Raw genomic sequence first — 16,771 nt, forward strand, 5'->3', positions numbered from 1 at the left:
CCGTGCGCCGCCGGCCGGGGGCGGCTCAGAGGCAGGAGTGCAGGGCGTCCACCAGCGCGTCGACCCGGTCGTGGTCGGCCAGGTGGGACGTGGCGTAGGCGAACGTGTAGCCGCGCGCGGGGTCGGCCCAGGCGGAGCTGCCGCCGATCCCGCCCATGCCCCAGCTCCCGTCCTCCTCCCACTGCATGCCCAGCGTCCACCGGGTGCGCCGGCCCAGCAGCAGGTCGTCGCCGTCGTACTGGACCCGCGTCGCCTCGGCCACCAGCTCCGGGCTGAACAGGCGTACGCCGTCGAGGACGCCGCCGGCGAGCAGGCCCGCGTAGAGCCGGGCCAGGGCGCCCGCCGTCGCGTGCAGGTTGACCGCCGGCACCTCCGCGCCCCGCCAGAGCGGGCTGTTCACCATCGCCAGGTCCCGCCCGCCGGGCGGGTTGTCCAGCGCCCGCGCCCAGAGCGAGCCCGGCTCACCCGCCACCCGGTCCGGCCACCCCGGGTCGCCGTACCGCAGCTCGGCGCAGCGCCGCCGGTCCGCCTCGCCGAGGCCGAAGCCGAGGTCCAGCCGCCACGGGCCGGCGATCTCCTCGGCGAGGAATCGGCCCACCGACCGCCCGTCGATCCGCCGCACCAGCTCGCCCACCAGATGCCCGTACGTCCAGGCGTGCTCGCCCGCGACGGACCCCGGCGGCCACTCCGGCCCGGCGGCGGCGAGGTCGGCGCAGAGCAGGTCCCAGTCGACGATCGCGGCGGCCGGCCGGGGCACCGGGAAGGCCGGCAGCCCGGCGGTGTGCGTGAGCACCTGCCGGACGGTGGCCGGGGCGCGGAAGCCGGGCCAGTGCACGGCGACCGGGTCGTCCAGGTCGAGCCGGCCCCGGTCGACCAGCGTCAGCAGGCAGAGCGCGGCGACGGGCTTGCCGACCGAGTAGACGTTCACCAGCGTCTCCGGCAGCCACGGCCGCCCCGGCGACCGCTCCCCGCCGACGATGTCGACGACCGGCTCCCCGTCGTACCAGATCGCCAGGCCGGCCCCGGTCTCCCGACCGGCGGCGAGCAGCTCGGCGAAGCAGTCGTGGACGGCGGAGAAGCGTGCGCGCATCCGGCCACGGTAGGCGGTCGGGCGTGCCGACGGGCAGTGGAATTTGCCGGCGACCGGCTGGCCCCCGGAGGGGCGGTGCGGAATGCTGGCGGGATGGCGGAGCCGGAACTGGTGGACGTGGTCGTGGTCGGGCTCGGGGTCGGCGGCGAGGAGGTGGCCGGGCGGCTCGCCGAGGCCGGGCTGACCGTCGTCGGCGTCGAACGCGACCTGGTCGGCGGGGAGTGCCCCTACTGGGGCTGCATCCCGAGCAAGATGATGATCAGGGCCGCCAACGCCATCGCCGAGGCCCGCCGGATCGACGGGCTCGCCGGCGCCGCCCAGGTCCGGCCCGACTGGGCGCCGGTGGCGAAGCGGATCCGCGAGGAGGCCACCGACACCTGGGACGACACGGTCGCGGTGGAACGCTTCACCGGCAAGGGCGGCCGGTTCGTCCGGGGCAGCGCCCGCCTCGACGGCCCCGGCCGGGTCCGGGTCGGCGAGCGGGTCTTCCAGGCCCGGCACGCGATCGTGTTGGGCACCGGCACCAAGCCGTCCGTGCCACCGGTCGACGGGCTGGCCGACACGCCGTACTGGACCAACCGCCAGGCGATCGAGGTCGAGGAGCTGCCGGAGTCGCTGCTGGTGCTGGGCGGCGGCGCGATCGGCCTGGAGCTGGCCCAGGTCTTCGCCCGGTTCGGCGTCCGGGTCACCGTGGTCGAGGCGGCGGACCGGGTGCTCGCCGTCGAGGAGCCGGAGGCGTCCGAGGTGGCCGCCGCCGCGCTGCGCGCCGACGGGGTGGAGATCCACACCGGCGTACGGGCGGAGCGGGTCCGCCACGACGGGCGCGGCTTCACCCTGCACGGGGCCGGCGGCGCGGAGTTCACCGCCGAGCGGCTGCTGGTGGTGACCGGCCGCCGCGCCCACCTGGACGAGCTGGGCCTGGACACCGTCGGGGTGGACGCCGGCCAGCGGTACCTGGCCGTCGACGACCGGCTGCACGTGACCGACGGCATCTGGGCGGTCGGTGACGTCACCGGCGAGGGCGCGTTCACCCACGTCGCCATGTACCAGGCGGGGATCGTCGTCGCCGACGTGCTCGACCACGTCCGGCGCGCCGACGGCGGGCCGGACGCCAGCGGCACCGCCCGTGCGACGGGTGGCGTGGTCGGCGCTTCGGGCACCACCGGGTCGGGCGGTGCCGCGGGCGCGGTGCCGCGCGCCGACTACCGGGCGCTGCCCCGGGTCACCTTCACCGACCCCGAGGTCGGCGCGGTCGGCCTGACCGAGCGGCAGGCCCGCGAGCGGGGGATCAACGTGCAGGTCGGCCGCACCGAGCTGCCGTCGTCGGCGCGCGGCTGGATCCACAAGAGCGGCAACGAGGGCTTCATCAAGCTGGTCGCCGACGCCGACCAGGGCGTGCTGGTCGGGGCGACGTCGGTCGGGCCGGCCGGTGGGGAGGTGCTCTCCGGGCTGGTGGTGGCGGTGCACGCGGCCGTGCCGCTCAGCCGGCTCCGGCACATGATCTACGCGTACCCGACGTTCCACCGGGCGATCGAGGACGCGCTGCGCAACCTCCGCTAGACGGCCGCGCCGTGCCGGCCGGCGCCGGCCGCGAACCGGGCCGCCCCGGCCGCCGCGTCGACGGCGAGCGAGTCCATCCCGTACGCCAGCTCGGTCGCCAGCGCCGCCGGCTCCGGCTGGCCGGCGCCGGCCAGCACGGCGGCCCGGTCGTTGCGCAGGCAGGTCTGCGGGTGCCGGGCGATCTCCGCCGCCAGCCGCTCCGCCGCCGCCCGGGACTCACCCGGCGCGACGAGGCGGTTCACCAGCCCCATCGCGTACGCCTCCTCGGCCCGCACCGGTCGGCCGGTGAGGATCAGGTCCATCGCCCGGCTCTCGCCGATCAGCCGGGGCAGCCGGACCGTCCCGCCGTCGATCAGCGGCACCCCCCAGCGCCGGCAGAACACCCCGAGCACCGCGTCGGACTCGGCGACCCGCAGGTCGCACCAGAGCGCCAGCTCCAGCCCGCCCGCCACCGCGTGACCGGAGATCGCGGCGATCACCGGCTTGCCGAGCGTCATCCGGGTCGGGCCCATCGGGCCGTCCCCCTCCGGCTCCACCCGGTTGCCGCTCGGGGTGCCGATGGCCTTCAGGTCGGCCCCGGCGCAGAACGTGCCGCCGGCGCCCCAGAGCACGGCCACCGCCGCGTCGGAGTCGGCCTCGAAGGCGCGGAACGCGTCGGCCAGCGCCCGGGCCGTCGGGCCGTCGACCGCGTTGCGGGCCGCCGGCCGGTCCAGGATCACCGTGGTCACCGGCCCGGCGCGTTCGACGCGTACGCCCATCGGGACAGCATGCCCCGGTGGTGCCGGCGGCGCCAGGGGTGTCGGTGTCAGCGCGTGGTCGCGGCGCGGGGGCGGACCAGGGTCGCGCCCAGCGCGGCGCCGACCACGCACGCCACCCCGACCGCCTGCGGCCAGGCCAGCAGCTCGCCCAGCAGGACCAGCCCGACCAGCGCCCCGATCGCCGGCTCCAGGCTGAGCAGGATCGCGAAGACCCGGGCCGGCATCCGGCGCAGCGCGGCCAACTCGGCCGAGTACGGCAGCACCGACGACAGCAGCGCCACCGCGACGCCCAGCGCGAGGGTCCACGGGTCGAGCAGCGCGGTGCCGCTGCCGGCGACCCCGAACGGCAGTACGGCCAGCGCGGCGACCGCCATCCCCAGCGCGAGGCCCCGGCTGCCCGGCACCCGGGCGCTGACCGCCTTGCCGAGCAGCACGTACCCGGCCCAGCCGACCGCGATGGCGACGCACAGCAGCAGCCCCACCCGGTCCACCCCGGTCCCGCCGAGCCCGCTGATCAGCAGCACCCCGCCGCCCGCCAGGACCGCCCACACCACGTCGGCGGGCCGGCGGCTGCCGGCGAGCGACACCAGCAGCGGCCCCGCGAAACCGATGGTGACCGCCACGCCGAGCGGCACCCGGTGCAGCGCCGCGTAGAAGGCGAGGTTCATCAGCGCCAGGGTGAGCCCGAACGCCCCGACCAGGCCGGCGGCGCGCCAGCCCAGCCGCAGCCCGGGCCGGGCCACCAGCAGCAGGATCAGCGCGGCGAAGCCGAGCCGCAGCGTGGTCGTACCGCCGGGGCTGGTGCTGCCGAAGAGCTGCTTCGCGACGGCCGCCCCGACCTGGGTGGAGAGCATGCCCAGCAGCATCAGCAGCGGTGGCGGCACGGCCCGGGGCTGGCCGAGGGCGACGGTCAGCCGGGCCGCCGGGTGGCCGGCCGGCAGCGGGCGGGAGGCGAGTGTGTACACCCGAACCACAGTGGTCGGGAGCGGCGCGGCCCGCGACCGGATTTCCACGGCGCGGTGGCCGTCGTGGGGGGCGTCGCCCGACCGGCGCGGGGCCCGGGCGGCGGGCGGTGTGGTGGGGTCCGCGCGGCGGTCTGGGCGGCGGGTCCGGGCGGGGTCCGCGCGGCGGGTCTGCGTGGTGGGCCGGGGCGGTGGGTCCCGGCGGCGGGGGGCTAGCATGCCGGGCGGCACGATCATGTGAGGTGCCCCGCGCGAGCGGGGAGAATCGGGAAGCCGGTGCGAATCCGGCACGGGCCCGCCGCGGTGACCGGGGAGCCACCGTCCACGCGCGAGCGCGCAGCCACTGGCCCGCACGGGCCGGGAAGGCGGACGGCCAGGCGTCGATCCGGGAGTCCGAAGACCGGCCTCGCGTCAGGTGCCCACGCCCGGAGCGTGGGCCGAGCGCAGCGGGAGCCTGCCTTGGATCTCTACGACGTCATCCACCGCCGCCGGGACGTCCGCGGCCAGTTCACCGGGGCGCCGGTGCCCGAGGAGACGCTGCACCGCGTGCTGGCGGCGGCGCACGCCGCGCCGAGCGTCGGCTACTCGCAGCCCTGGGACTTCGTCGTCGTCCGCGACCCGGAGCTGCGGCGCCGGTTCCACGAGCACGTCCAGACCGAGCGGGACACCTTCGCCGCCACCCTGGACGGGGAGGCGGCCGAGCGGTTCGCCCGCATCAAGATCGACGGGGTGCTGGAGTCCACCCTGTCCGTGGTGGTCACCTACGACCCGGCGCGCGGCGGCCCCGCCGTGCTCGGGCGGCACGCCATCGCCGACACCGGGCTCTACTCGGCCTGCCTCGCCATCCAGAACCTCTGGCTGGCCGCCACCGCCGAGGGGCTCGGCGTCGGGTGGGTGTCGTTCTACCGGGAGCCCTGGCTGGCCGACCTGCTCGGCATCCCCGACGGCGTACGGCCGGTGGCGTGGCTCTGCCTCGGGCCGGTCACCCACTTCGAGGCCGTGCCCGACCTGGCCCGGCACGGCTGGCGGCAGAAGCGCCCGCTGGCCGAGGCGATCCACCACGACCGCTGGACGTCGCCGGGCCGCTGACCGTCGCGCGGAGAGGGACGGGGGCTGCCGCCTCGGCGTGGCGACTGGTTCCGGCGGGCCTGCGAGCGTCGACGGGGCGCGCACCGGGAAGGTCGCGGCCTACGCCACCGGCCTCTCGCGCGCCCGGTTCCGGGCCGGCAGGGGCCTCGTCACGCACCGCGGCGGATCCGTCACCGGAGACCGGTTTGCGGCCGCTCCTGCCGGGAAGTCGGTACGGGTGCGAGCACTGATGACGAAGATCGAGCAGACCGCCGCGCTGGACCGGATCGGCGACCGGTTGCAGCGGGCCGTCCAGGCCACCCTCCGCCCAAGGCGCGTCCGCGACCTGCTGCACGGCGTCTGGCTGGGGCACCCGCTGCACCCCGCGATGGTGCAGGTGCCGGTCGGCGCGTGGATCAGCACGGCAGTGCTGGACCTGATGCCGGGGCAGCGCCGGGCCGCCACGACGCTGTGCGCGGTGGGCACCGCCAGCGCCCTGCCGGCCGCCGTCGCCGGGCTCAACGACTGGGCGGCCCTCGCCCGCGACCAGCGCCGGATCGGCCTGGTGCACGCCGCCTCCAACAGCGTCGGCCTGGCGTTCTACGCGGGCTCCGTGGCCGCGCGGATGACCGGCCGGCACAACCTCGGCCGTACGCTCGGCTTCCTCGGGCTCAGCGCCGCGAGCATGGGGGCCTACATCGGCGGGCACCTGGCGTACAAGCAGGGCGCGCAGGTCAACCAGAGCATCTCCGAGATGCACCGGATGAGCGACGGCTGGCACTCGATCGCGGACATGTCCGCCCTGCCGCAGCGGAAGCTGATCACGCGGGAGGTCGACGACGTCTCGGTGATCCTCTACCGGCACGGCGACGAGGTCACCGTCATGCTGGAGCGCTGCCCGCACCAGAGCGGCCCGCTCGGCAAGGGCGAGGTGCAGGAGATCGGCGGGCACGCGTGCGTGGTCTGCCCGTGGCACGGCAGCACGTTCCGGCTCAACGGCGGCGAGGTCGTGCACGGCCCGTCCGCCAACGACCAGCAGGTCCTGCCCACCCGCATCGTCAACGGCATGCTCGAGACCCGCCTCCCCTGACCCACCCACCTGCGCGCTGGCTCGGCTCGGCCCCCCCCGGCGGGCCACCCTCACCCGCACGGGCCCGGCCGCCCCGGCCCTGCCCGTGCGGGCCACGCCCAGACGGGCCCACGCCGGCCCTGCCTGCGTTGATCAAGGCGGCGATCACCGACCTGCCCGCCGACCACCTGGTTTGCGTCCAGTTTGATCTTCGTTGCCGACCTGAACCTCTTGATCACCGACGCCCGGCGGCGATCGGGGAGGGTGGGGGTTACGGGTCAGTGGCGGCGGTGGCGGCCGATGGGTACGTCCCGGTCGGCGTCCGCGTGTGCCCGGCCCCGGGCGCCCGCCACCCGGCCGCTGGTGCCCGCCTCGCCGTTTCCGTCCGTGTCCGTGGCCGTGCCGGTGCCCCAGAACCCCGTGCCGCGCCGGCTCCTGCCGGTGCCGGTCCCGCCCGTGCTGCGGCGTGCGGGGGTGGCGAGCCGGGCCGCGCCGGCCGGTACGCGGGTCGGGCGGCGGCGCAGGCCCAGGACCGCGCCGATCTGCGCGCCGACGATGCTCGCCACCGCCAGGACGGCGGACACCGCGAGCGGCCGGTTCACCCGGTCGGGGTCGCCGGCTCGTGCCGCTCCCACCGTCACCGTCGGCGCCTGGTCGCCGGGTGCGCCCGTCGCCGGGGGCGCCGGGGCTTCCGCCGTGGGCGGGGGCGTCGCCCGGTCCGGGGCGACCTGTTCCGGGGCGGGCTGCGGGGCCGGCGCGGGTGGGGTGGGACGGGCGACGAGGCGGCCGGTGGCGTGCCGGCGGGCACCCCGGTCTTCGGCCTCCTGCGGGAGCCTCAGCAACTGGCCCGGGTGGATCCGGTCCGGGTCGTCGATCCGGTTCAGCGCAGCCAGCTCACGGTAGTCGCCGAAGTCGTCGAGGTAGCGCTCGGCAACCCTGCCCAGGTGGTCGCCCCGGGCCACCCGGTAGACCGCCGCCCCGTCGGCCGAGGCAGCCGGAACAGGCTGGGCCGCCGAGGCGGCCTGACCAGCCTGCGCGGCTGGAGCAGCGTGGGCGGCCTGAGCCGCCAGATCCACGTGGGCTGCGCGGGCGGCCGGCAGAGCCGGGCCGGCCTGGACGACCGGAGCGGCGGAGGCGGGCCAGGTGGCCTGCGGCGTGACAGCCATCGGTGCCTCTGCGATCGGCGCCGCCGGCAGGGCGTACGGACCGGCGAACGCCGTGGCCGCGCTCGCCGCCGGGCTGGTCGCGATGATCAGCGCGACCGACCCGACCAGCGCGGCGGCGGCCCGCTGCTGGCGGCTCATGCCCGGCAGCCGGGGCGCCGGCCGGCGCAGCGCCTGCGCGCAGAGTTCCACCAGCACCGAGAAGGCGAACGTCGCCCACCCGAACCACCCGGCCAGCGCCAGCGCGCGCAAAAAGAGGCGGCCGTCGTCGCGGCTGGTCAGCGTCGCGCCGATCTCCCCGACGGTGGGCAGGTGGTCGGGCAGCGGGTTGCCGGCGAGGGCGAGCAGCGCCACCGGCGCGCCGACCAGCACCGCGCAGAGCACGACGAGCGCGCCGAACCCGGTCAGGATCCGTCCGGTCCGCCGTACGGCGGAACGACCCGAAGCGGCCATGGCTGCCTTCCTTCCTACGGTGCCCCGGTGAGCGGTCGCGCGGTCGCCTCGCCGGAGACGGTGACGGTCTCGTCGAAGCCGAACAGGCCGAGCATGGATCTGCGGTGCGTGACGGTGACCCGTACCCGCACCCGGGTCTCCCCGTCGACGACCGGAAAGCTGACGGTGTGGCCGGCGGCGCCGGCCGCGGCGAGGTAGTCGGCGACGGCCCGGCGGGCCTGGGGCCGGTTGATCCGGGTCGGCCCGCCCTCGATCGCGGTGGCCCGGTCGATGGCCTGGCCGCCGGCCCGGGCGGCCTCGGAGGCGAGGTTGTCGGCCCGCTGCAACGTGCGCAGTTGGCCCGCGCCGTCGAAGGCCATGCCGATGACGGCGAGGATCCCGACCATCGCCACCGCGAGGAAGATGCTCACCCGCCCCTCGTCGCCGCATCCGGTCCGGCGGGGCGCACGGCCCCGACCGGCGGTCATCCGCGGCTCCGGTAGCGGTCCAGCGGCGAGGTGAAGCTCGCCGACACCCGGGTGCCGGTGGGCATCGCCGGCAGGACGGACAGGTGCAGGTCCTGGTAGGAGACCGTGCAGGCGATCCGTACCGTGACCGAGGCTTCCTGCCCGGCCGAGCTGCGGAACGCCGCGTCGAAGCTGGTGGGGCGGCCGCGTACCGCGCCGCTGAAGGTGACCTCGGGAGTGCCGGCGCAGTCCAGGCCCCGCCAGTCGAGCTGCCGGCGGGCCGCGTCCCGGGCCTCCGCGCGGGCGGTGCGGGCGTCCCGGGAGATCGACGCGGCGCGGGCGGCGTCGTGGGCGGCGGCGTCGATCGCCTCGGCCGCCACGGCGGTACGCCCCGTGACCCCGGCCAGCACGATCAGCGCGATGAAGGCCGGGGCGAGCACCGCCACCTCGATCGAGACCGAGCCCCGCTCGGCGGTACGGCTCACGGCGTGGTCCACCGTTCCGCCGTCCCGTGCGCGGTCTGCCGCACCGGGAAGTCGACCCCGGGCACGACCGACAGAGAGCGACCGCGCACGGTGCAGGTCACCTCGGTCCTGCTGGTCTGGCAGCTCGGGCCGGGGTCGTCCCAGTCGACGAGCCAGCCGCCCGCGGCGCGCAGGAAGCGGGTGGCCCGGGCCTCACCGGCCCCGGGTGGCGCCTGGTACAGCCGTTGGGCGTTGACGGCGCTCTGCGCGGCGTTCAGCGCCGTGGAGCGGGCGACGAACCAGGCGGCGGTCTGGATCGAGGCGAAGAGCAGCAGCAGGATCACCGGCATCGCCACCGCCAGCTCGACCGGGTTGGCCCCTTGGTCGGCCCCGCCGGCCATGAGCCGTCGTCGGACGGCGGCCGCACCCGCGTGGCGCCCGCCGGCCGGAGCAGCGCGCTGCCCGTCGGCCGGGTCAGCGCGCCGGGCGGCGGCCGGGTCAGCGCGCCGCCCAGCGGCAACCGCGTCCCGGGCGGCGGCCAGGACGGGGCGCCGGGCGGTGGTGACCGCCCGGCGTCCCGGCACGGAGTCTGCTCGGCGCACGACCCGGCGTTACTTCGGGTCCTGGTGGGTCGGGATGTTGTCCATCCAGTCGTTGGCCGCGCCGAGGGCGGCGGCGGTGACCGCCATCGCGACGGCGACCAGACCGAAGATGATCACGGCGGTGGGTACGGGGCTGTCCCCGCGTTCGCCGTCGCGGCGCAGCTCGGCCAGCCGCGCCGCCAGCGCGACGTGCAGGTGGGTGATGACGGACATGACGGGCTCCTTCTCTCGGGGGCGGATCAGAGGCGGGCGATGAACGGGTAGACGGCGAAGCCGAGCAGGACGAAGACGAGCAGCGCCCCGGGGATGTCGAGGCGGCTGGTGACCCCCTCAGCCCGGGCCAGGTTGTCGGTGCGGATCTGGTCGCGCAGCGAGTCCGCGCGGCTGCGCAGGGTCTCGTGCACCTGCGCGCCCTCGCTGCCGGAGGAGCGCATGATCGCCCCGACGTCGCCCAGTTCCGGGATGCCGATGCGCTCGGCGAGGTCGCGCAGTTCGTCCCAGGGCGAGTGCATCTGCATCTGGGCGATCCGCAGCGCCTCGGAGATGCGGTCGAAGACCCAGCCGTCGCAGACGGCCGCCGCCCGTTCCAGCGACTGCACCGGCCCGTGGGCGGCGGCGAGCTGCAACGCGACCAGGTCCAGGTAGGTGCAGACGGCCTGGCGGAACTCGTCGCGGGCCTTGTCCGCCCGGTCCAGCACCGCCCGGTGCGCGACCAGGGCGCAGAACAGCGCCAGCCCGAGACTGCCGAGCACTGGCACGACCACCGGCAGCCGTACGCCGACGGCGAGGAGCGTGCCCCCGAGCAGCGTCGGCGCGGCGAGCCCGATCAGCGCGGAGAGCAGCATCGACAGGGCGTACTGCTCGGGGGTCCGGTCGATCAGGGCGAGCTGCCGGTGCGGTGGCCGCAGCCAGCGGCTCAGCCCGGTCAGCCACTCCAGCCGCCGGTCGGCGGGTGCGGTGAGCTGCCCGCCGCCGGGCGGCTGGTGCAGCCGGCGCAGCGCGGGCCCGAGCGCCGGGGTGGCTGGCACGAGTTCGCGGACCACCAGGAAGGTGCCCAGCCCGACGGTCGCCCCGCCGCAGACGGCGAGCGCGAACTGCCAGTTGACGATCACGTGACCCGCCCTCCGTTCCGCACGTCGGCCCCGGCGACCGGGGCCGACGTCGTGGACCTTCGCGCACAGCGACGCGAAGCCCGTCCCGGCCCGCGGACGGCGGCGCTCGCAAGCAGACCGGGCACGCTCACGCGAGCACCTCCTGCGGGTCGGGGGCCGGCAGGAAGCGCGCCGGCCGGCGCGGCTGGCTCATCGACCGCACCCAGGCCAGCAGGCCGACGAAGGCCGCGCCGAGGACTGCCATCACGAGCTGCCCGAAGGGCGTGCCGTACGGGCGGACGTACTCGGTGTTGAGCAGCCCGTACGCGACCGTGGCGAGGGTCATCCCGGTGAGGAAGCGGACCGCGAACCGGGGCTGGGTGCGCTTCGCCTCGATCTCCCGGCGGGTGGCCACCTCGGCGGCCGCCGCCTGCGCGATCGAGCCGAGCACGTCGCCGAGGCGCTCGCCCCGGTCGGTCACGTGCAGGATCAGCGCCGCCACCACCTGGTCGCAGACCGGATCGCCGATCTCGTCGGCGAAGGCGAGCAGCGCGGAGCGGGCGAGCCAGCCGGCCTGGAGGCGGGCGGCGAGCAGCCGTACCTCCTCCTGGATCTCCTCGGGCGCGGTGGTGACCGTGCCGATGATCGTCTGCTGGAGGCCCTGGCCGGTGGCCGAGACGTCCTTGAGCCGGCGGGTCCATTCGCCGACCGCCTCGATCCGGGCGATGGCCCGCTGCTCGGCCTTGCCGACGGTGAACAGCCACGGGGTGCCGGGGACCGCCACCGCGACCAGCAGGCCGACCACCGGCAGGCCCGTGGCCAGGAAGGCCAGCGCGCCGGCGACCAGCGCGCCCACCAGCGTGGCCTGGTGCGCCCGCTGCTCGCGCGGGGTGGCGCCGGAGCCCTTCCACAGGCGCTCCAGCCCTCGGCCCGCGCCGGGACCGCCGGGCGGCCGGCGGGTGCCGACGACCGCGACGACCGCCAGCAGCAGCCCGGCGACGCAGGCGGCCCCGGAGACCACCGCGACGAGTTCGACGTTGTCGAGCATCTCCGGTCACCGCCGCCCGAGCCGGGTCTGCCGGGGCTGCCGCCAGGCGCCGGTGCCGGCCTCGATCCACCGGCTGAGCAGCCGGGCGTCGTAGCCGACCCGGAGGAGCTGGGCGCGGATCCGCTCGGGCAGGTGCCGGGGCACCGCCCGCCCGTCCGGCCCGGGACCGAACACCTGCGTGGTGGTGATCCGGTTGCCGTCGCCGACGCCGATGACCTCCTCGACGTGCGAGACGAAGCGGTGCTTGCGCCCGCCGATGGCGGTCTCGTCCTCGACGGTGACGTAGACGATCAGGTCGAGCGCGTTGCCGGCCATCCGGCGGGCCTGGTCGACGGTCATCTCCCGGCCGTGCGCCAGCGCCAGCTCGATGATCCGTTCGCTCACCCCGGCGGGCGTACGCGCGTGGATGGTGCACATCGAGCCGCGGCTGGTGGTCATGGCCTGGAGCATCGGGACGATCTCCCGGGACCGCACCTCGCCGACGATGATCCGCAGCACGCCCATCCGCAGCGAGACGGGGATCAGGTCGGCGATGCTCACCTCGCCGGCCGGGCGGCCGTCCGGCCCGCGCTCGCCGTGCCCCTCCCGGGCCTCGAAGCTCATCACCGCCCGGTGCTTGAGCCGGCGGCGGGCCGGCAGCAGCTCCCGGCTCTCCTCCAGCAGCACGTACGGCTCGTCGGGCGGGATCTCGTCCATCAGCGCCCGGATGACCGTGGTCTTCCCGGCGCCGGCGAGACCCGCCACCATGATGTTCAGCCCGGCCCGCATGGAGGCGCGCAGGAAGTCGCGCACCAGCGGGTCGATCATCTCGTCCAGGTCGCCCCGGCCGCCCGCGAGGTCGTCCAGGCTCACGTCCAGTGTGTTGTGCTTGCGGATCACCGCGTACGGGCGGTGGCTGACCAGGAACACCGCGGCCAGCCGGCTGCCGTCGGGCAGTTGCAGGTCGAGCGTGGGCTTGGAGGTGGACAGCGACCGCTCGGTGGCCCCGGCGCGGCGGGCCGCCGCCTGGAGGATCTCCACCAGCTCGTCGTCGCTGTCGGCGATCGGCTCGGCCCAGTCCACCCCGCCGCCGTGCCGGGTGACGCGCACCTGGTCGCAGCCGAGGATGTGCACCTCCTCGATGGTGTCGTCCACCAGCAGCGTCTGGAGGCGGCCGAGCCCGGCCAGCTCGGCGGTCACCTGGTCGAGCAGGAGGCGCTCCTCGCCGGCCGCCATCGGGGTGCCCGCCCGGCGGACCGCGTCGGCGTACTCGGCCACCACCGCGACCGCGAGCCGCGCGCGCTCGGTGTCCTCCTCGTCGACCGTGAACTCCCGGCCCCGCTGCCACCGGGTGAGCCGTTCGCTGAGTTTCCGGCGCAGCTCGCGGACCACGTGGAAGTCGACCCGGGCCCGGGGCGGCGGCTCCGGCGGCGGCCCGGCCAGCGGCACCGGAAGAGGCGCCGGCTGGTAGCGCCCGTGGGGCGGGGGCAGCGGTGGGGCGGTGGAGGTGGCGCCGGGCGGCGCGGTGGCGGTGGCGCCGGGCGGGGCGGCGGTGGCGCCGGGCGGCTGTCGGCGCGGGTCGGCGGAGACCGGTTCAAACCGCATCCGGCACCCCCTGCGACGCGGGCCAGGCCAGCCGCGCGCGCCGCCGCTCCAGCAGCGCCCCGACCGGCACCTCCAGGGCCCCTGCCGCGCGCATCAGCGGCCGACCGGCCCGCACGGTGCCGCCCAGGCTGAGCACCTCGGCGGTACGCGGGTCGTCCGGCAGCCGGGCGGCCACCGGCAGCCGCAGCGCCTTGCTCACCTCGCCGCTGCCGTGGCCGCCGCCGACCAGCAGCAGCCGGAGGCTGCCCGGCGGCACCCGGTGCTCGGCGAAGTCCCGCTCGATCGCCCTGACCATCGCGCGGGTGCCGGACAGGTCGGGCAGCCGGGCGCGGCTGACCAGCAGCACCACCGAGGCGGCGCGCAGGATCGGCCAGGGTGGACCGACGACGTGCAGCCGCCCGCAGTCGACGAGCACGTCGTACGGCGGGTCGCCGCGTTCCAGGCTGGTGAAGAAGTCGGCGAACCGCTGCCAGAGCGGGGTGACGCTGCCGGCCTGCGCGGGGTCGACGACGCCGGGCAGCAGCAGCCGTTCCCGCTTCGGCGCGTCCAGGTCGACCAGTTGCGACCAGAACGCGGTCTCCAGGTTGCCGTCGCGCAGCTCGCCGACCGCCAGCTCGCCGATGCCCCGGGGGCCGTCGAGCGCGCCGCCCAGGTAGCCGGCGAGGACGGACCCGCCGGCCGGGTCGCACTCGGCGAGCACCAGCCGCCGGTGCCAGGTCAGGGCGCAGGCCAGGGCGGAGGTGGTGACGCCCGGGGAGCCCTTCGCCGAGACCAGCGCGATGATCGCCATGCTCAGGCCGCCTCGGTCAGCACGACGGCGATCCGCTCCTGCGCGGACAGCGCCACCACGGCCGGCACGTCCCGCACGGCGAGCGCCAGGTAGACCACCACCTCGTTGTCGTCGGCGGGCGTCGCGGTGTCGATGACCGTCGCCTCGAACCGGGTGGCGGCGCCCGCCGGGCGGACGTCGTCGCCGTCGGGCGTGCTGACCAGCAGGACCTTGTCGCCGGGGTGCAGCTCGCGGGCGGGCACCTCGGCGGGCCCGAGCCCCAGCGCGAGCTGCTGCTGCCCGGGGCCGAGCAGCGGGTCGTCGGTGAGCTGGGCCATGGTCAGCAGCGTCCCGGGGGCCAGCGACACGGCGGCCCGCTTGCCGAGCACCTCGTCGAGCCGGGCGGCCGGCACCGGGGACAGGCCCTGGCCGCCGGCCACCTGCACGGGCATCAGGTCGTCGGCGCTGATCTGCCGGCCGACCTCGACCGGTCGGGCCACGGCGAGGTAGCTGCCGGTGGCGCGTACGGAGGTGACCGCGAACGCCGCCCCCAGACCGCCGAGGGCGATCAGCAGCACGGCCAGGCCGAGCAGCCCGGGCCGCATCCGGCGCTGGCGCACCACCTTTGGCGGGGCGATCGGCGCGTCCACCGGTCCGGTTCCGTCACGGGTAGCCACACTCACTCGGACACCACCTGTAGTTCGTTGATCCGGACGGGGACCGTGCCCGTCGTCCGGGTGAGGGGGATGACGCCGCTCTCGCCGCCGCCGCGCCAGGTCACGGTCCAGTACGTCGTGGCGCGTACCCGGTAGTCGTCGGCCTTCGGGTAGCCGCTGTCGTAGCCGCAGTCCGGGGAGGGGCGCCCGGCGAGCCTGCCGCCGGCCCGGTACGGGGTGCCGGCGCCGGCGCAGGTGACCGTCTGGCCGTTGCCCATGTCCCAGACGATCCGGTCGAACGTCGCCGTGATCTCCACGGTCAGCCCCCGCTCGGTCTCCGACGCCTCCAGGGTCGGCCCGAAGTACTTCGGATCGTCGTCGCTGCCCCACATCCAGACCGGCAGCCCGACCAGGCCGGGGCCCTTGCTGCGACGGGGTGCGACCGCGATCCGGGGCGCCGCGATGGTGATCTTCGCCAGCGCCCGGCGGGCGAGTTCCTCCGGGTCGGGCGGCGCGCCGAAGCCGGGCGGCGGGGCGTCGAGGAGGACTTCGGTCTGGGCGCCGAGGTCGCCGCCGTTGCAGGTGCGCGTGTACCACTGCTGGCCCTCGGGGGCCTCCGGCTGAGGCTCGGAGAGCCTGTAGTAGCAGCCGTCGCCGTTGTTGAACCAGCCGAGCACGTCGTGGTAGCACTTGACGGTCCGGCCGTTCCACTGGCACTTCCCGCCACCTCCGCCGGAGTCCCCACCACCGCCGGGGTCGCCGCCGCCGGTGTCCCCGCCACCCCCCGGGGTGCCGGGGTCGTCGTCCCAGACGCTGCAGTCGTTCTGCCCGGGCGGGCACTCCGCGCCCGGGTCCGCGCGCCCGGCGGCGATCGCGGGCACGGCCGCCCCGAGCGCCAGCAGCAGAGCCAGCCCGGCGCCGGCGAGCGCCCGGCGGGTCGCCCCGGCCGGGGTGCCGGCGGTACGCGTGCGGGTCGCCCCGGCCCCGCTCGGCGCGAGGGCCGAGGCGTCCCCTCCTCCCCAGGTCAGCACGGCAGGTCCTCGTGGGCGGCGCCGGCGTTGATCAGCCAGCGGCCGTCCGGGTAGCGGGTGGCGGTCGCGGTGACCAGGTGCCGGGTCCCCCCGGTGCCGGGGACGACCCGCTTGTTCCTGGCGTACACCAGGCGGTAGCCGGTCGCGTCCAGGCAGTCCTGAATCTCCACCGTGGGTGGGCTCGAGTCCAGGCTGACCGAGGTCACGGTGGGGTCGGAGACCAACGTGCCGGTACGCATCGCGCCGTGCTCCTTCGCCTCGTGGATGGACAGCCGGACCCGGGTCAGCAGCGGGTCGGCGACGAACCGCGACAGGTCCGGATGGTGGGGATCGCTGCGCCCGCTCGCCGTGCGGGACGCGGCCAGATATCCGGCGTACGCGGCCAGTGCCGCCTCCCTGGCCGCCTGCTCGTCGACGTCCCGGTGGGTCGGGGTCGGCGTGCCGTCGGCGGGAGCCGTCGGGGTGGTCGTCGGCGGGCCGGCGCCGCAGGCCGTGACCGCTCCGATCGCCGCGATGGCGAGCAGGCGGGTCGTCCGCCGGCCGAGCTGCCGTCCGCGCACGTCGTGCCTCCTCGGTGGCCGTCCGGAGGCCGGCGCGCCGGTCTCCGGGCATGCGGCGGCGTGGCCGAATGGGGTCATCCGGACCTGTCGGAAAGCGTCGTCGCATTCGCCGTTACGGATATCTACAAATGCAAGTCCTGGGTCCTCGTGCCGTTTCGTTGCGGGGTTGCACCGTACCCAAGGGGCGAGCATAGGCTGACGTTCGCCGATGCAACAGAGGCAATTCAGTTGGACACCGTGAGTGATGACAGGTGGTGGCGGCGGTGGCTGCGACTGGTGGGGTCGGGCCGGGGTGCGGGGCCCTGCTGGACGGTCGGGAAAACCGGCGCGGTGGGAGTCCGTCCGGTGGGTGGGTGGGCGCAGTGGTCGCCGGGGGTTGTCCCGGACGCGGCGTCTG

The 16,771-nt window shown here is 76.3% G+C and carries 18 protein-coding genes and 1 riboswitch; of the genes, 3 read left to right on the forward strand and 15 right to left on the reverse strand.

The features are described from left to right. Positions 1–25 precede the first annotated feature (25 nt). The gene (locus ACFY23_RS02070; RefSeq protein ID WP_350684558.1) at positions 26–1,090 is read right to left on the reverse strand and encodes a serine hydrolase domain-containing protein; all 1,065 of its coding nucleotides are present in this window, start codon (positions 1,088–1,090) and stop codon (positions 26–28) included. A 93-nt stretch (positions 1,091–1,183) separates the two neighbouring features. Here ACFY23_RS02070 and ACFY23_RS02075 point away from each other — a divergent pair, with 93 nt between their 5' ends. Beyond that, positions 1,184–2,650, forward strand: a complete 1,467-nt coding sequence (locus ACFY23_RS02075) for an FAD-dependent oxidoreductase (RefSeq protein WP_350684557.1) — start codon at positions 1,184–1,186, stop codon at positions 2,648–2,650. Here the strand turns inward: ACFY23_RS02075 and ACFY23_RS02080 are convergent. Both ACFY23_RS02080 and ACFY23_RS02085 read right to left on the reverse strand, forming a co-directional pair. After that, positions 2,647–3,408: a crotonase/enoyl-CoA hydratase family protein gene (locus tag ACFY23_RS02080; RefSeq protein WP_350818922.1), complete on the reverse strand. Its 762-nt coding sequence runs from the start codon at positions 3,406–3,408 to the stop codon at positions 2,647–2,649. The genes ACFY23_RS02075 and ACFY23_RS02080 overlap by 4 nt on opposite strands. 47 nt (positions 3,409–3,455) lie before the next feature. Then, positions 3,456–4,373 (reverse strand): EamA family transporter, encoded by a 918-nt coding sequence (locus tag ACFY23_RS02085; protein ID WP_350681803.1) that lies wholly within the window; start codon positions 4,371–4,373, stop codon positions 3,456–3,458. 220 nt (positions 4,374–4,593) lie between these two features. Beyond that, positions 4,594–4,794: riboswitch (cobalamin riboswitch) on the forward strand. 35 nt (positions 4,795–4,829) lie between these two features. Here ACFY23_RS02085 and bluB point away from each other — a divergent pair. Together bluB and ACFY23_RS02095 are read left to right on the forward strand one after the other, a co-directional pair. Continuing rightward, positions 4,830–5,459 carry a 5,6-dimethylbenzimidazole synthase gene (bluB, locus tag ACFY23_RS02090; RefSeq protein ID WP_350681805.1) on the forward strand — a complete coding sequence of 210 codons (630 nt, stop codon included), beginning with the start codon at positions 4,830–4,832 and terminating at the stop codon, positions 5,457–5,459. Positions 5,460–5,688: 229 nt separating this feature from the next. Further along, the gene (locus ACFY23_RS02095) at positions 5,689–6,528 is read left to right on the forward strand and encodes a Rieske (2Fe-2S) protein (protein ID WP_350681807.1); all 840 of its coding nucleotides are present in this window, start codon (positions 5,689–5,691) and stop codon (positions 6,526–6,528) included. Positions 6,529–6,785: 257 nt separating this feature from the next. Here ACFY23_RS02095 and ACFY23_RS02100 read toward each other — a convergent pair whose 3' ends face one another. The 12 genes from ACFY23_RS02100 to ACFY23_RS02155 form a co-directional block, all read right to left on the reverse strand. After that, on the reverse strand, positions 6,786–8,123 hold the full coding sequence (locus tag ACFY23_RS02100) for a LysM peptidoglycan-binding domain-containing protein (protein WP_350681809.1): 1,338 nt from the start codon (positions 8,121–8,123) through the stop codon (positions 6,786–6,788). 14 nt (positions 8,124–8,137) lie between these two features. Continuing rightward, positions 8,138–8,590, reverse strand: coding sequence for a pilus assembly protein TadG-related protein (locus tag ACFY23_RS02105; RefSeq protein WP_350681811.1), 453 nt, complete (start codon positions 8,588–8,590; stop codon positions 8,138–8,140). After that, on the reverse strand, positions 8,587–9,066 hold the full coding sequence (locus ACFY23_RS02110) for a TadE/TadG family type IV pilus assembly protein (protein ID WP_350681813.1): 480 nt from the start codon (positions 9,064–9,066) through the stop codon (positions 8,587–8,589). The genes ACFY23_RS02105 and ACFY23_RS02110 overlap by 4 nt, the downstream gene beginning before the upstream one ends. Beyond that, positions 9,051–9,434 (reverse strand): TadE family protein, encoded by a 384-nt coding sequence (locus ACFY23_RS02115; RefSeq protein WP_350681870.1) that lies wholly within the window; start codon positions 9,432–9,434, stop codon positions 9,051–9,053. The genes ACFY23_RS02110 and ACFY23_RS02115 overlap by 16 nt, the downstream gene beginning before the upstream one ends. Positions 9,435–9,644: 210 nt before the next feature. Then, positions 9,645–9,848, reverse strand: coding sequence for a hypothetical protein (locus ACFY23_RS02120; RefSeq protein ID WP_350681815.1), 204 nt, complete (start codon positions 9,846–9,848; stop codon positions 9,645–9,647). A gap of 26 nt (positions 9,849–9,874) precedes the next feature. Further along, the gene (locus tag ACFY23_RS02125) at positions 9,875–10,747 is read right to left on the reverse strand and encodes a type II secretion system F family protein (RefSeq protein ID WP_350681817.1); all 873 of its coding nucleotides are present in this window, start codon (positions 10,745–10,747) and stop codon (positions 9,875–9,877) included. Between the two features lie 127 nt (positions 10,748–10,874). Continuing rightward, positions 10,875–11,774: a type II secretion system F family protein gene (locus tag ACFY23_RS02130; protein ID WP_350681819.1), complete on the reverse strand. Its 900-nt coding sequence runs from the start codon at positions 11,772–11,774 to the stop codon at positions 10,875–10,877. 6 nt (positions 11,775–11,780) lie between these two features. Beyond that, positions 11,781–13,358 carry a CpaF/VirB11 family protein gene (locus tag ACFY23_RS02135; protein WP_350681821.1) on the reverse strand — a complete coding sequence of 526 codons (1,578 nt, stop codon included), beginning with the start codon at positions 13,356–13,358 and terminating at the stop codon, positions 11,781–11,783. Continuing rightward, positions 13,348–14,148 carry a ParA family protein gene (locus ACFY23_RS02140; RefSeq protein WP_350681823.1) on the reverse strand — a complete coding sequence of 267 codons (801 nt, stop codon included), beginning with the start codon at positions 14,146–14,148 and terminating at the stop codon, positions 13,348–13,350. The genes ACFY23_RS02135 and ACFY23_RS02140 overlap by 11 nt, the downstream gene beginning before the upstream one ends. Before the next feature lie 2 nt (positions 14,149–14,150). Further along, positions 14,151–14,810: an SAF domain-containing protein gene (locus ACFY23_RS02145; protein ID WP_350681825.1), complete on the reverse strand. Its 660-nt coding sequence runs from the start codon at positions 14,808–14,810 to the stop codon at positions 14,151–14,153. Further along, positions 14,807–15,694 (reverse strand): hypothetical protein, encoded by an 888-nt coding sequence (locus tag ACFY23_RS02150; RefSeq protein WP_387035901.1) that lies wholly within the window; start codon positions 15,692–15,694, stop codon positions 14,807–14,809. Before ACFY23_RS02150 ends, ACFY23_RS02145 begins: the two co-directional genes overlap by 4 nt. A 113-nt stretch (positions 15,695–15,807) precedes the next feature. After that, the gene (locus ACFY23_RS02155) at positions 15,808–16,374 is read right to left on the reverse strand and encodes a hypothetical protein (protein ID WP_350681827.1); all 567 of its coding nucleotides are present in this window, start codon (positions 16,372–16,374) and stop codon (positions 15,808–15,810) included. Positions 16,375–16,771: the final 397 nt, after the last annotated feature.

It is taken from the genome of Micromonospora sp. NPDC000121 (genome assembly GCF_042899165.1).
Taxonomy (GTDB): Bacteria; Actinomycetota; Actinomycetes; order Mycobacteriales; family Micromonosporaceae; genus Micromonospora.

Excerpts from the sequence above, each read along its gene's own strand:
- ACFY23_RS02120 (WP_350681815.1), bottom strand. The coding sequence starts at position 9,848 with ATGTCCGTCATCACCCACCTGCACGTCGCGCTGGCGGCGCGGCTGGCC.
- ACFY23_RS02115 (WP_350681870.1), bottom strand. The coding sequence starts at position 9,434 with ATGGCCGGCGGGGCCGACCAAGGGGCCAACCCGGTCGAGCTGGCGGTG.
- ACFY23_RS02070 (WP_350684558.1), bottom strand. The coding sequence starts at position 1,090 with ATGCGCGCACGCTTCTCCGCCGTCCACGACTGCTTCGCCGAGCTGCTC.
- ACFY23_RS02075 (WP_350684557.1), top strand. The coding sequence starts at position 1,184 with ATGGCGGAGCCGGAACTGGTGGACGTGGTCGTGGTCGGGCTCGGGGTC.
- ACFY23_RS02105 (WP_350681811.1), bottom strand. The coding sequence starts at position 8,590 with ATGACCGCCGGTCGGGGCCGTGCGCCCCGCCGGACCGGATGCGGCGAC.
- ACFY23_RS02140 (WP_350681823.1), bottom strand. The coding sequence starts at position 14,148 with ATGGCGATCATCGCGCTGGTCTCGGCGAAGGGCTCCCCGGGCGTCACC.
- ACFY23_RS02095 (WP_350681807.1), top strand. The coding sequence starts at position 5,689 with ATGACGAAGATCGAGCAGACCGCCGCGCTGGACCGGATCGGCGACCGG.
- ACFY23_RS02135 (WP_350681821.1), bottom strand. The coding sequence starts at position 13,358 with ATGCGGTTTGAACCGGTCTCCGCCGACCCGCGCCGACAGCCGCCCGGC.
- ACFY23_RS02080 (WP_350818922.1), bottom strand. The coding sequence starts at position 3,408 with ATGGGCGTACGCGTCGAACGCGCCGGGCCGGTGACCACGGTGATCCTG.
- ACFY23_RS02100 (WP_350681809.1), bottom strand. The coding sequence starts at position 8,123 with ATGGCCGCTTCGGGTCGTTCCGCCGTACGGCGGACCGGACGGATCCTG.
- ACFY23_RS02130 (WP_350681819.1), bottom strand. The coding sequence starts at position 11,774 with ATGCTCGACAACGTCGAACTCGTCGCGGTGGTCTCCGGGGCCGCCTGC.